The organism is Pseudoalteromonas sp. Isolate6 (assembly GCF_022398435.1).
GTDB classification, from domain to species: domain Bacteria; phylum Pseudomonadota; class Gammaproteobacteria; order Enterobacterales; family Alteromonadaceae; genus Pseudoalteromonas; species Pseudoalteromonas galatheae.
Map to the genome: position 1 here is coordinate 1 of NZ_JAKEVK010000115.1, position 14,237 is coordinate 14,237.

Here is a 14,237-nt window from a genome sequence, read left to right on the forward strand (position 1 = left end):
ACATTTGGTTACACATGTTTGGAACGTTTTTAAATTGCCTGATATAGAAACTAATAATGAGTTTTTATGTTAATCAGACTATAAACCAAGGAAATTGAAATTGGATCTTTTTTTGACCTAAACGCCGATTTTGTCTTAGTGCAAACCGAAATTTTATTATCACTTTTTGTAGAGCGCTCCTATTCTGAACGAGTGTTTCACAAACTATTAACCCCTATAGGGAAACAAAAAAGGGTCGTCACAAAGTCATGCGTCATGGAGCAGCAAGGGACGTCGTGGCTTTACAAATTATAAAAAACTTGGAGATAGGAATGGCCAATAATAATAACAGACGCCACGTGACAGGAAGGTCACGGCAATTTAGCAAGTCTGCGCTGGTCCTCGCTATGTTATCAGCTACTAACTGGGCAATGGCTGAAGAAACTGAAAAAGAGGAAGCGCAGGAAATCGAAACGATTGAGGTGCGCGGGATCCGCGCATCTATGGCCGAAAACTTGGCGATTAAGCGTTTATCAAACGCGATTGTGGATGCCATTACAGCAGAAGATATTGGCAAGTTTCCCGATAAAAATGTGGCGGATTCACTGCAACGCGTACCCGGTGTGGTGATTTCTCGTAGTGGCGGGGAAGGGGAAAACGTCAGTATTCGTGGCCTTTCCTCTGATCTTACTTTTACGCAGTTAAACGGCAATTTTATCGCTTCTTCTCCGGGCTCGCCGTCGCGCTCTTTTAGTTACTCTTTGTTGCCTTCTACCATGGTGCAATCGGTTGAAGTGTTTAAGTCTTCTGAAGCGCGTTTAGATGAAGGTGGGGTCGGCGGCACGGTTATTCTACACAGCCGTAAACCTTTGGATATGGAGGCAAATTCTGGGGCGTTGAATGTTGAATATACCTACGCTGATGTGACTGAAGAGTACGAGCCTAATTTTAGCGGCGTTTATTCTTGGAAAAACGAAGAAGAAACCTTTGGCTTGCTAGTGGGTTATACCAAACAAGACCGCACCAACCGCTCTTTAGGCGGTGATATGTCGGGCGGTGGCGGTTGGCGTTGGGCAACAAGTTCAGACTTGCCAGCAACGGACACGGCGGGCAATGTGATTGCCGATAGTACACGTCGATTTGCAGCGTTAGAAGATGCTTATGGTAACGTTTATGATGGTGTTTGGGCACCGCAAGTTGCAGGTGTTGGGGTAACCAAAGAAAAACGTGAACGTCAGGGGTTACAAGCCACCATTCAATGGCGTCCAATAGATGATTTATCTTTAACATTCAATCATTTTCATTTTGAGCTTGGGCAAAACCGCACCACGTCACAAATGTGGATCCCAGAGTGGAAGTACAACCCAGATTATCTTACCGGTATTACCCTAGACGAAACCGGTACGATTGTAACAGGCATGGATTTTACCAGTGGCGCTGGTGGCACTGAAGGGAATCTTGAATTCCCCTGGATCATTGGTAGTTATACGGTAGAAAAGGATACCTCGGATACCTACGACTTTGCCTTTGAATATGCTGGTGACTTATATGATTTGCGCGGTAAATTTGGTCACACTGAAGCCAGCGGTGGCCCTTCAGAATCTTGGAGCGCGGCGTATAAAAGCGGCCAACCTGCGAGTCGCAGCGACTCAGGCCAGGTTGAAAACGCCGCTTCATTTGCAGGGTGGCGATTAGGTGACAGAGTGTCGTTGTACGCCGATCCCGCTTTGCTGTCTAACCTTCAGGCTGGTATTGCCGGCGATCCCGATCCGGGTTCGACAGGTTCAAGCTTTGTCGTCAGTGACTTAGAAGAGGACTATGCTCAGTTAGACCTTGATTATCGCGTCGGGTACGGCATCGTTGATACGCTGCGTGTCGGTGCTAAATATCGTAAAGCGACATTGCATCGCGAAACTAACAACACCTTCTTCATCACTCAAGATGGGGCTGACAGAATTGCCAGTGGCGAGCTTGATCCATTCAGTCAAGGTGCCATTGATGAGGTGTCTTATCAGTGGATTGGTGGTATGCCAAAACTGGAAGATATTTTGAATGCAACGTCTGAACAAAATATCCCAGGCGGTTTTGAAGTAAATACCATGCCAACGATCAATTGGGATCGATACCGCGAAATCGTGACCAGTGAATATGTTAAGCACACGCGCCGTGAGCCTGATTTTGTGTTCGACATAGAAGAAGAGATCATGGCCGCCTATCTACAAGCCGATTTTTCTTTTGGAGATTTTAGAGGAAACATCGGGGTACGCTATGTCGAGACTGAAACGCAGATTATGTCATCGGATAAAATTAACTACTTTTTAGATGACATTGATGATGTCACCGAAGAGGATATCTTAGGTGATGAGCGCCTTATTGACGTTGAAACCACCACCGTGCGTACCGTAACCGACTCGCAATTTTTGCCTAGCTTCAATATTGTCTGGGATGCCAGCGACAATCTTGTTATACGAGGTGCTATCGCCAAAACGATGTCTCGAGCTCCGTTCAACGACATGGGAGCGCCCGAGCAGTTAACCTTTATCTCTCAAGAATGGGCAGACGACAGGCTCGAGTTTAGGGGGAACCCTGTGGAGCCAGGATGGAGTGGCTCAGGGGGTAACAAGGCCCTAAAACCATTTGAATCGGTACAGATGGATTTATCTGCTGAGTATTATTATGGCGAAGGATCTGCGGTTGGGATTGCAGTATTCAATAAAGACGTAGATAACTTTATCGTGCCCTTGATCATTACCTCAGTAAGGCCATTTGAAGGCTTTGATAACCCTTTTACCGGTGTTGAAATTGTGCCACCGGGTGATATTACCGTCACGCCGTTTACCACCACCGCCAATGGTACAAACGCAACCTCTCGGGGAATAGAGCTGTTTGCACAACATGCATTCGATAATGGCTTTGGTCTCAACGTTAACTACACCCTAAACGATACCAATCAGGCAGACATTAGCGTAGACGGTGAAAAGGTCGGTGAGTCTGCACTTGTCGGTAGTGCAGATAATCAATTTAACTTCTCCGCCTATTACGAGAATGACACTTTCAGTGTCAGGGCATCATATAACCGTCGAGGAGAAACCGCTCTGGGGCTTGCGGACGGGCTCACTGTATATCAGGAACCATACCAACAAGTTGATGTGAACGCTTCTTATAACTTGATGGAAAACTTGATCCTAACCGCGTCTGTGATCAACTTAACCAAAGAAGAACCGAGAACCTTTTATGGTGAAGACTCTAAAGCGAGGTTGCGCAGCAGCAGTTACACCGGCCAGCGCTACTATGCTGGGATCACCTATCGATTTTAACTTTGGCGACAACCATAAAGTAATGCAAACAGGGTGAAGTCGTGTTAGCACAACGAGAAATAATATCACGGCTTATCACCTGCTTGTGGTGCGTTTATATCAACCTAGTCACATAAGTTGGTTGATATGTAAGAAGGGATAAATATGAAAACGTTAAATAAAATAAGAAATGCAATCCCGCTCATTGCCGTTAGCAGTTTATTGGCTGCATGTGGCGGCGGGAGCGATGATCCAAAAGTTGAAGAAGTGCCAGTAACCCCCGCTGTGACGACGGCTGAAGTATCAGGTTCAGTGATAAAAGGCGCGTTGAGTCAAGCCCGCATTTCGGTGACGGCGCTCAATGGCTCTAGCATGATGATGGATGAGAATTCGGCAACCAGTCAAACGGGGGAGTTGTTTATAGAACTGACGGGGAAAGCCGGGTTTGGTATTAATTCTACCATTAAAGTGACCGCCACAACGAGCGAAGGCTCGCAGATGCGTTGCGACGCGAGTCGCTGTGGCTCAGTAGGAATTGGGGAGCAGGTAAGTGGCGATTACATTGCTGGTGTGACTTTGGCTACCTTGAGTCATGTTGCCGTGCCGTTTGGTTCAAATGCCGATGGTAGTGCTGATGCTACCTTACAAATCAACGCCTTGACGACACTAGCAACCATGCTGGTGGAGCAGCAGATTGCCGAGGGGCGTAATGTCTCTACGCCCGAATTAATGGCACTGGCAAAAGCCCAGATGTCTGCGTTATTGCTTCGAGCTCTTGGCTGGCAAACAGGGAACACTAATGTTTTTGAGTTACCTGTGGTTAGCGCTGATCAATTAACGAATTTTGAATTAGGGGAAACTTGCACAACCTCTGACTCTGGTGAGCAAAGTTGCGAGATGACGTATGTTGCCGACAGTGTGCAAAAGCTTTCCCTATTCAATGCTGCATTTGCACAGTTTGACGAGCAAGGCTCCTTACAAGGTGTTTTAAGCGACTCTGCTAGCAATCTTAGCGCCGCACTTGGCGGTGATGAAGCTGCACTTGAAGCGCTTCGATTGCCAATCTACAACGCGCTGCAAGCTCACCCATTAACGACGCAGCTAGGTCTCAGTGCCGATAGTATCATGGACTTAGCACTACCACTATTTGATGAGCCGGTATCCACCGGACCCATGCAGCAAGTCGTGACATCAGGTGCCACTATTACAGCAAGAAATGCGATTAGTGACGCCGAGAGTGCAGACAAAGCATTTGATGGCGATCCGCAAACTAAATGGCTTGACCACAATGATTGGCAGGGGCCACCGACAGAGGAAGCACCATCTTGGATCCAAGTGGATTTTCCCACTCAACAAGCAATTAGCGGTGTTTACATTACCAGTGCTAATGATGCCCCAGAGCGAGATCCAGAAAACTTCTCGTTATTAGCTTCTAACGATGAGGGCGCGAGTTGGATTAATTTGAGCAATGTGGTTGGGGCGTCGTTTGAAGCGCGCTTTGAACGTCAAGGCTTTGTATTTGGTAATGCGCAAAAATATACAAGCTACCGAATTGCAGTGACAAAAAACAAAAATAACGATGGTTTACTGCAAATTGGAGAAATTCAATTTGTTGGGCCGGTTTATCCGAGCGTTGACCATACGGATACTGAGACGTTTGCGGTCACGGCAAGCAACAGTATTGGTGAGGCAGAAAACCAAGGTAAGGCATTTGATAACGACCCAACCACTAAGTGGCTGGATCATAATGATTGGCAAGGCCCACCTACCGTCGAAGCGCCTTCATGGGTCCAAGTAGATTTTAATGAGGCGGTGGCGGTTAATCAGCTTGCGATAACGAGCGCCAATGATGCTCCAGAGCGAGATCCAGAGAACTTTGCTTTATTTGGCTCTAACGATAACGGAGTTACATGGCAGCGGTTGAGTAATTGGGTTGGTGAATCTTTTGAAGCAAGAGGAGAGCGCCAAAGCTTTGCGGTAGCGAATCAATTGCCATATCAAAGCTATCGCCTTGAGATAACCAAGAACAAAAATAATGATGGTTTGATGCAGCTTGCTGAGATTGAATTAATCGGCCCAGAAATCTCTGGATTAGATCATGCACAAGTTCAAGGTGCGAGTTACACGGCGCGTTTTAGTATTAGTGATTCAGAGAGCGCAGCGCAAGCATTTGATAAAAATGTTGAAACTAAGTGGCTCGATCACAACGATTGGCAGGGGCCTCCTACTGTTGAAAATCCAGCTTGGGTTCAAGTTAGCTTGCCACAGGCACAGGCGGTAAATACTTTGTACATTACCAGTGCCAATGATGCGCCGGAGCGTGACCCTGAAAACTTCCAACTTTTGGCATCTCACGATGGGGAAGTATGGCAAGTATTAAATACTTGGGTAGGGGAGTCGTTTGAATCGCGTTTTGAACGTCGAGCCTTTGCGTTTGCTAATGGCTTGGCTTACACACATTATCGCTTGTCTATCAGTAAAAATGCGAATAATGATGGGTTAGTGCAAATAGCCGAAATTGAACTCGCTGGACCTCAGTATGCACTTGAAGACTTGTCTGACTTGGCTGGAACAAGCTTTTCCGCGCGTAATCGTATTGGAGATGCGGAAAGTGAACAAAAAGCGTTTGATAATGATATCGAGACAAAATGGCTAGATCATAATGAATGGCAAGGCCCGCCAACAGAGGAATCACCATCTTGGATCCAAGCTGATTTTACTGCGTCACAGATTGTGAGTGGTTTGGCTATCACCAGTGCCAATGATGCGCCAGAACGCGATCCCGAAAACTTTCAGTTACTGGGATCTAATGATGGCGGTGAGACGTGGACAGAAGTCGCGGTTTGGGTAGGTGAGAGCTGGGATGAACGCTTACAACGAAGAGTGTTTACTTTCTCCAATGCTTTTGCCTATAGCAGTTATCGTCTAAACATTAGCAAAAATGCGAATAACGATGGCTTAGTACAGATCTCAGAAATTGAGCTCCTTGGTCTTAGCGGCGAATAGCCTGAATTAAATAAATCTCAACCAAAAAAGCCAGAGTGCAATTTGCGCTCTGGCTTTTTATTTTTCTCAATGAGAGTGACTTAGTATGATCTATTATAATACATCTACGGCTTGCAAAGACTCGCTCTGGTAGCAGCCCAATAAGCGTACAAACTGGGTATGATCTTTTAACTCTTCAAGTGCCACTTGGACTTGTGAGTCTGCAATATTGGCAAGCAAATCTACATAAAAGACTTCTTCCCAAGGGTTACCAGGTACTGGGCGTGACTCCAACTTAACCATATTGATATTGTGCTGTTTAAATACCATTAGTGCGTCGGCAAGTGAGCCTACTTGCTGTTTGGTAGCCATAATTAAACTGGTTTTAGTTGGGATTTGAGTGGACACTTGAAGTGCTTTTCTTGCTACTACAATAAAACGGCTATGGTTTTCGGTCTGATTCGCAAGGCCTGATTTCACCACTTCTAGGCCCATATTCTTACCGGCCTGTGCAGATCCAATCGCGGCACTGTTTGGGTGCTCTGCTGCTTGCTTTAATGCACTAGAGGTCGAGTCGCAAGTTTCATGCTGAATATCCCCAAGGCCTTGAATAAAACGGCTGCACTGGGCAAAAGGTTGAGGGTGCGCATAAATTTTGTCGATCGCTTGTAATTCTGTGTCTGGTAAAGCTAGGAGGCAATGCTCAACGGTATGCGTTACTTCGCCCACAATGGATACTTGCGCATGTTGCAATAAATCGAACACTTCGTTGATGCTGCCTGAGCTGGTATTTTCAATAGGTAAGATACCAAAGTCCGCTTGGCCTTTCTCTACCTGCTCGGTGATTTGCTCAAAGCTTTGGCAACCCATTTCCACAAGCTTTCCGGGACGACGGCTAAAATATTTATGGCATGCTAGTTGGCTGTAAGACCCTTGCCCGCCAAGGTAAGCAACGCGATGAGTATCACCTACGGTATCGGGGTTTAAGTTCTTTTGCAGCATGGCTTGCTGGTTTAGTACAGAGTCTTCTAAAATAGTTTGGAAAACGCTATTTATATAAAATGCATCCAGACCCAAAGATTTACCATAACGGATCAGTTTCTCTAGCAGTGCCTGTTCACGCGCTTCATCACGGATTGGCTTATTGTTGGCAATTTTATACTCCAGCACGCCGTGACTGATACGGCGTCGTTTTGCCAGTAGAATTAATAACTCTGAATCTATCTCATTGATGTCATGTCTAAGGGCATCCAATGTGTTTTGTGTCATAGGTCCTCACTCCCATTTAGCCAAAAAAAAGCCTCCCGAAGTTGGGAGGCTTAGCTATTCTTTTTCACTCGCGAACAGTCAAGCCTCCTCACCTAAAGAAGCCAAAAAAGAAATATGTGTTGCGTGTGATGAAATTCATTTTTTCAAACCTTACTTTGAAATTGAATACATTATTAGCATAGAACTAAACGATAAAACAAGTACTACTTTGGATGAGTGGGCAAAAAAACAGACCTGTCTAGTAGATGGTCATACCTTCCTCGGTGCTTTAAGTAGGTTAATCAAACGTAACTTATTGGCGAGTCGAAAAATATTCTGGTATATTCAGGCAACACCACCACTGTAAATAGAAGAATAGGTTAACTTGTGGGCAATCGTCGTCCCCCATCAAGATATGGTGCAAGCTCTTTAAGTGTAAAGCTGTCGATGCTGATTTCGGCTGTGTGTCTGATCGCGGGCGTTTTTGCAGCAGCATTGATGCTAAAATCTGAAGAAAAGCAGTTAATCTATGAAGAGTATGATGAACTCAGGCGTTTTAGTGGGCAGGTGAACAATCAGTTTTCAAATTACCTTAATCTTAAAGCTAACTTGGCCGAACAAGCCAACTCAGTGGTTTCCAAACATCTACTATACGGCGTTCATGATTTATCTGGCGCACAAGCTCGCGTCGACAAGCGTGGCGAAAATTTAGCGAGCACGGCTAAAAACGGCCTCTCTGCAGCTATGTATACCGGCGATTTAAAGTTACAGTCAGTGCAAAAGTTGTTTTCTGAATCAGAATTGCTCTGGAATATTCTTGCGCCTCCACTTTTACAGGATTTTTTTAATTTTTACCTGTCTACAAGTGACGGTTTTGTTCGTGTTGCGCCTCCAAATGCTTTATTAGCGAAAGATCCAAGGCTGGTAAATAATCAGCTTCATAACTTGCCTGTTTTACATGCTGAACAAAACCCAACAAGGGAAGCTGTTTGGTCGGGCGTGTATTTTGATAGGGTTTGGAGCAAGTGGGTGGTGAGTATTTTGGTGCCTTTATACTTACATGACAAATACCTTGGATTAACGGGTAGCGACATAGAGCTGACCACTTTACTCGAAAAACTACCTAAATCTGATCACCAACAAGGATTTATCGTTTTTGATAAACAGGGGCGACTATTGGCGGCTCCTGGTCTGTTTAAAACCACAGCTGCGACCGGGCAGTTGTTAGATCACAGCAAATTACCTGAAGACTTGAGTAAAATAGTACAAACCGCACTCATTACTAAGCTGCCAAATATCCAAGATGAGTTTAGATATAAAGATAACTGGCATATTATGCACGTGACCCATATTGCCAAATTAGATTGGTATATTGGAATTTATAAGAAGCGGGCATCGGCTATCTCGGCCATTGAAGAGCTCAAAGTAAAGTTCTTTGGTTTGTTTATTCTGTATGCCATTTTTGTAGCAATACTACTGCATCAGGTTTTATACCAATTAGTGCTCAAACGCATTAATGCGCTCGTTAAAGCGGTAAAGGGATTTGGTCGAGGGCAATGGGATACACCAACTTTACCACATACCGATGATGAAATTGGGCAGTTAAATGCCTCATTTAACGACATGAGTGTGGAAATTAAGCAGCTTGTAAATGGTCTAAATCAACGCATTACAGAAAAAGAAATTGCTGAAAAGGCGGCAAACCGCTTGTCGAAAGCCGTCGCTTTCTCCGGCACAGGCGTTGTGTTGACCAATGAGCATTTTCAAATTGAGTACGTCAACCCAAAAATGCAGGAAATGACCGGCTTTGATGAGCAGCATTTTATTGGCTCTCCGCTTTTGAGTATTATTTCAAAAGACATGGCAATTCTCATTGATGATATCGATATTGACTTACGCAGCCGCAATTATTGGCGTGGTGATACCATGTTAGCGGGTAATAAAGAAGCGCCTATTTGGGTCAGTTTGAGTGTGTCACCTATCCGTGAAGAAGGTGGTGCAATTTCAAGTTATGTCGCCTCAGCACAAGATATTTCGTTTGTAAAAGAAAGCCAGCGAAAAATGGAAGAGTTGGCTTACTTTGATACCTTGACCGGGCTTGCCAACAGGACGTTTTTTAGGATGCAGTTGCGTAAATCTATGGCGCTTGCTGAACGTGGTCATTACGCCTTTGCTCTATTTTACTTTGACTTAGACGAGTTTAAACGCATCAATGATACCTTGGGGCATGACGCTGGCGACCGCTTATTACTTGAAGTCGCGACGAGATTGAAAAAGCGGCTCCGTGCAGAAGATACCATTGCTAGATTGGGCGGGGATGAGTTTGCGGTATTACTGAGTGGCATCAATGAGCGAGAAAACGCCATGGAGGTTGCCAATATCATTCAAAAAACATTGGCAGAGCCGATAAAACTGGGTAATAACGAAGTGATCGTCAGTGCGAGTATTGGTATCACGATGGCTCCATTTGACAGTAAAGAAGAAGAGCAGCTGCTAAAACATGCTGATTTGGCCATGTATCAGGCCAAAGCAAAGGGACGGAACACTTACCATTTCTATAGCCAAGATTTAGATGAAGCTGCTAACGAGCGCTTATACATAGAAAACGAGCTGCGTATAGCAATCAAAGCGCAACAATTTACTCTGTACTATCAGCCACAAGTCAATAGTGAAAGTGGAGAGGTCTTAGGTTATGAGGCGCTTATTCGTTGGTTCCACCCGAGTGAGGGAAACATTCCGCCAAGCAAGTTTATTCCGATCGCTGAAGCGACAGGCTTAATTGTAGAGCTTGGTGCATGGGTGTTAGAGGAAGCCTGTCATTTCTCTCGCCGTTTAAAAGCCGCAGGCAAGACAGCCAATATATCCATCAATCTTTCTGCGAGGCAGTTTAAAGACGCGCAACTGATCAGTACGTTGTCAGATATTATTGACAGGACAGGGATGGAGCCGACTCTATTGCACCTTGAACTAACAGAGAGCATGTTAATGGGAGATGTGGAAGCGGCCATCATACAGCTTAGAGATATTAAAGCACTTGGCGTTTCACTCTCCATTGACGACTTTGGTACCGGCTACTCTTCTTTGAGTTATATTAAACGTTTCCCAGTCGACATACTTAAAATTGACCGCTCTTTTGTAAAGGATATTCCCGAAGATCCGAATGATATGGAGATCACTGCTGCGATCATTGCAATGGCGCAAAAATTAAATTTGCAGGTTATTGCTGAAGGGGTGGAGACAGAGGCTCAAATGGCGTTCTTGGCTAAAAATAACTGTTATATCGTGCAAGGCTATTATTACAGTCCGCCGTTGAGTGAAGCCGAGATTTTGAGGTTTGCCCCGGCTATGTAGTTTTCTAGCCCCAAAGGTTGGGGCTACAAATTAGCCGCCTGCGATTTTCACTTTAAAGCCTTGACCTTCTAATAGTTGCTTAAGTTTTTCTCGGTCATCGCCTTGAATTTCAATTACGCCTTCTTTAACTGCGCCACCTTGACCCATTTTAGATTTAAGCGTTTTTGCCAATTTTTTTAGATCATGCTGTTCACTATCGATGCCAACAACAAGCATAACACCTTTGCCTTTACGCCCTTTAGTTTGTCTTTCAATACGAACGGCACCGTCTTTGAAAACTTTCCCTTGAACTTCTTGTTTTGGTTCTTTGGTGTCGATACGGCCTACATCTGTGGAGTACACAAGTCTTGATTCTGACATTGATTTTGGTCCTCTTGCGGGTTCTTTGCGGAGATCATAGCAAAAAGCAGATTAGATGTTTTTTATTTTTTGCTAAATGATTTTTAAGCGTTATATTTAAATTGGTGAGGGGAAACAAATTAAAATAATTTAGGAGCTTAATGATGAGCTTGAGTAAAAACGCTTCTGCTGACGGTAAAACACTGACCATTCAAATTAGGGGCAAGTTCGACTTCAATTTAGTACAATCGTTTCGTCAGGCATATGCGGAAGTAAATGATCAAACCGAAAAGGTTGTTGTAGACCTGCGTGAAACCGATTATATGGACAGCTCCGCTTTGGGTATGTTGTTAAATATGAAAAAAACGCTGGGAAGCTCTGTTTCTAGCATTCAAATTAGTAATTGTCGCCCACAACTAAAGAAAATCCTCCAGATCTCTCGTTTTGATAAGAAGTTTGATATTGACTAATTTTAGATAGATAAGACCCTCATGAATATCTTGGTAGTCGATGATCAGGTTTTAAATTGCAAGCTGCTTAAGGCAATGCTCGAGCAGCAGTTTTATACTGTTTTTTGTGCGAACAATGGTCGTGATGCGTTAAAGATTCTTGAAATTCAAGACATTGACATTGTGTTGTTGGATGTCATCATGCCTGTTATGGATGGCTTTGAGGCTGCGCCCAAAATAAAGCAATATGCTGGCGACGTATATTTGCCTATTATCTTTATCACCGCACTTGAAGATCAAAGCAGTTTTGAAAAATGCCTTGCTGTAGGAGGCGATGACTTCATTCACAAACCGTTCGATAAAGTTATCCTATCAGCCAAAATTAAAGCGCACGCAAGAACCCGCAGACTCAGTCAGCAAAGCAATGAGCAACGCCGACAGCTCGAATATCACTATAACCAGATAGAGCGGGAGCACGAGATTGTTGAGCACATATTTAGTAACGCGCTTGCACAACAGTCAGAATATCCTGAGATTTGCGAATATCATTTATCACCCGCGTCAATGTTTAATGGCGATATGTTTTTAATGGCTAAGAGCCCGATGGGAGGGTTTTATTGTTTACTCGGTGATTTTACCGGCCATGGCTTAGCCGCTGCAGTTGGCGCGCTTCCCGCTTCGCGCATTTTCTATACTATGGTGCAAAAAGGGATGGCGGTAAGTGATATCGCTGTTGAGCTCAATGCCGCCCTTAATGAGCTATTGCCTGGTCACATGTTTTGTGCTGCTGCAATCATAGAATTGAGTAGCTCAGGTAAAAGTATTTCTGCTTGGCTTGGTGGTTTGCCAGATTTATATTTGATTGATCAAAATGGCAGCCTTATTAAAACCATCGAAAGCCAACATATGGCGCTCGGCATATTAGAAATCAATGAATTTGAGCGTAATTTGCTGCATTTTGAAGTCAGTCCAAATCAACGCCTTGTGATGGCGACAGATGGCATTATCGAATCTGAGTCTGAGCAAGGCGAAATGTATGGCGAGCGACGGTTAAAGCGCTTATTAGCAAGTAGACAGCATATTTCCACTGAGCAGATTATCTCAGAAGTTCGTGACTTTTCTGGTCATACGGAACAGCAAGATGACTTAAGCATCGCGATTATTAATTGTGTTGCCAGTGAGTCAATAGCGTCTGCGCCTCACCACTACTCAAGCTTGCCGTTTAATATTTCGTTATCTTTAGATGCCAAGCAGATCAAAAGCACAGATCCTGTGCTTGAGCTGGTGGATTTACTTAGTGAGGTTGACGGTATTTCGGCACATCGCTCCAATATATTCTTGTTACTTTCTGAGGCTTATAATAACTCTTTAGACCACGGGGTGCTGGGACTAGATTCTGAAATTAAAAATAAAGAAGATGGCTTTTTTGAGTTTTATAGTCTGCGAGAGAGTGTTTTGAAAGAGTTGAAAGAAGCGCTCATTATTATTTCAGTGCGTTATAGCCCTGAAGAGTTAAAGTTATATTTCAATATTTGTGATTCAGGTAATGGTTTTGAATCAAGTGAGCGCAACAAAGCGAAACAAGAGCATAGTCATGGTAGGGGGGTTAGCTTGCTGAACGAAATAGCGCAAAGTGTTAGTTACAACAACGCAGGGAACGAAGTAGAAATGACTTATTCACTTACCTCTAAATCGATCTAAATTCCACTCAAACGTATTTTACTTTTACTTTTGCTTTAGGTTTACTATCTACTCGTATTGCCTTATGTACCTGTTTTTGAGTATTGGCAAGGTATAAAGAGCGTGGTAAAGTTGCATTAAATTTAGATGTTTAGATGGCTAAAATGTCAGATTATATTTCATTGAGTAGATTATCTATCCCCCGCGAATTGCTCTTGCTGCAATTAGAAAAACTAGATGCTTATATTGAGCAAAACTCAAGCCCTGCAGTGTGGTCATATCAGATCCCTGAGCTCGGTGAAGGTGGTGCTTGTAGCTTGTTTGGTCACCTTCAGGAGGCACCTTTTTTATTGAGTGACTATGTTGAAAAGAACACGGTGAATGAACAATCGCTTGCCAAACTGCAAACGATAGTGTCAGCGGTAGTTGAAGTTACAGGCGTTGACTGGTTTGGTATATATCAAGCAAGAGCGACAAATGAAGGCAAACAACTCCTCAAACTAGCTTACTCTGGGGCGCCGAGTAGACCGCTATTTCCAATAACGGAGGCCTTTGCCGCTACCTCAAATAATATCCAGACGGTCTTGAGTGCTAAAGCTCGGGTGATTAATGACATTCCTCATTATGTCGCCAGTGGAGGAGAGTACTACACTTGCGATCCTAAGGTTAAAGCAGAAACCTGTATGCCATTATTCGATGATGATCAAAACTGTATTGGAATTATTGATGCAGAAGCGTTCTCTGAGTCATTTTTCAGTGAAGAAATTTTAGCATTACTTGCAGCTGCGTGTGTGAGAATTCCTGAATATTTACCTGAATAACTATAGGCCCTAGTAATAGTGGGACTGTAAACTTAAAGCCTTTGCGGTGCTAACAAGTTTACAAAAATGAATAAAATTCTAGATAAATA

The 14,237-nt window shown here is 44.0% G+C and carries 9 protein-coding genes; 7 read left to right on the forward strand and 2 right to left on the reverse strand.

Annotated elements, in window-relative coordinates:
* Positions 1-311: 311 nt before the first annotated feature.
* Positions 312-3,296 (forward strand): TonB-dependent receptor, encoded by a 2,985-nt coding sequence (locus tag L1D50_RS14960; RefSeq protein WP_239966317.1) that lies wholly within the window; start codon positions 312-314, stop codon positions 3,294-3,296.
* Between the two features lie 144 nt (positions 3,297-3,440).
* Entirely contained in the window at positions 3,441-6,281 is a 2,841-nt protein-coding gene (locus tag L1D50_RS14965) for a discoidin domain-containing protein (RefSeq protein WP_239966318.1), read from the forward strand.
* A 93-nt stretch (positions 6,282-6,374) separates the two neighbouring features.
* Here the strand turns inward: L1D50_RS14965 and pheA are convergent, their stop codons facing one another.
* The gene (gene pheA, locus L1D50_RS14970) at positions 6,375-7,529 is read right to left on the reverse strand and encodes a prephenate dehydratase (protein WP_128726837.1); all 1,155 of its coding nucleotides are present in this window, start codon (positions 7,527-7,529) and stop codon (positions 6,375-6,377) included.
* Here pheA and L1D50_RS14975 point away from each other — a divergent pair.
* Positions 7,516-7,875, forward strand: coding sequence for a hypothetical protein (locus tag L1D50_RS14975; protein ID WP_128726836.1), 360 nt, complete (start codon positions 7,516-7,518; stop codon positions 7,873-7,875). The two genes, pheA and L1D50_RS14975, sit on opposite strands and share 14 nt — an antisense overlap.
* 20 nt (positions 7,876-7,895) lie before the next feature.
* Positions 7,896-10,859: an EAL domain-containing protein gene (locus L1D50_RS14980; RefSeq protein WP_239966319.1), complete on the forward strand. Its 2,964-nt coding sequence runs from the start codon at positions 7,896-7,898 to the stop codon at positions 10,857-10,859.
* Between the two features lie 30 nt (positions 10,860-10,889).
* On the opposite strand, the gene L1D50_RS14985 is transcribed toward L1D50_RS14980, so the two are convergent.
* A complete protein-coding gene (locus tag L1D50_RS14985; protein WP_017216143.1) occupies positions 10,890-11,219 on the reverse strand; it encodes a translation initiation factor in 330 nt (109 codons plus the stop codon).
* Positions 11,220-11,362: 143 nt separating this feature from the next.
* Here L1D50_RS14985 and L1D50_RS14990 point away from each other — a divergent pair, with 143 nt between their 5' ends.
* The 3 genes from L1D50_RS14990 (at position 11,363) to L1D50_RS15000 (ending at position 14,148) form a co-directional block, all read left to right on the forward strand.
* A complete protein-coding gene (locus L1D50_RS14990; protein ID WP_010371095.1) occupies positions 11,363-11,668 on the forward strand; it encodes an STAS domain-containing protein in 306 nt (101 codons plus the stop codon).
* Positions 11,669-11,689: 21 nt separating this feature from the next.
* Positions 11,690-13,348, forward strand: a complete 1,659-nt coding sequence (locus L1D50_RS14995; RefSeq protein ID WP_128726834.1) for a fused response regulator/phosphatase — start codon at positions 11,690-11,692, stop codon at positions 13,346-13,348.
* A gap of 134 nt (positions 13,349-13,482) precedes the next feature.
* Positions 13,483-14,148, forward strand: a complete 666-nt coding sequence (locus tag L1D50_RS15000; RefSeq protein ID WP_128726833.1) for a GAF domain-containing protein — start codon at positions 13,483-13,485, stop codon at positions 14,146-14,148.
* Positions 14,149-14,237 lie beyond the last annotated feature (89 nt).

Bases quoted from the DNA above. Each gene is read 5' to 3' on its own strand.
- L1D50_RS14960 (WP_239966317.1), top strand. From the start codon at position 312: ATGGCCAATAATAATAACAGACGCCACGTGACAGGAAGGTCACGGCAA.
- L1D50_RS14965 (WP_239966318.1), top strand. From the start codon at position 3,441: ATGAAAACGTTAAATAAAATAAGAAATGCAATCCCGCTCATTGCCGTT.
- pheA (WP_128726837.1), bottom strand. From the start codon at position 7,529: ATGACACAAAACACATTGGATGCCCTTAGACATGACATCAATGAGATA.
- L1D50_RS14985 (WP_017216143.1), bottom strand. From the start codon at position 11,219: ATGTCAGAATCAAGACTTGTGTACTCCACAGATGTAGGCCGTATCGAC.
- L1D50_RS14990 (WP_010371095.1), top strand. From the start codon at position 11,363: ATGAGCTTGAGTAAAAACGCTTCTGCTGACGGTAAAACACTGACCATT.
- L1D50_RS14995 (WP_128726834.1), top strand. From the start codon at position 11,690: ATGAATATCTTGGTAGTCGATGATCAGGTTTTAAATTGCAAGCTGCTT.
- L1D50_RS15000 (WP_128726833.1), top strand. From the start codon at position 13,483: ATGGCTAAAATGTCAGATTATATTTCATTGAGTAGATTATCTATCCCC.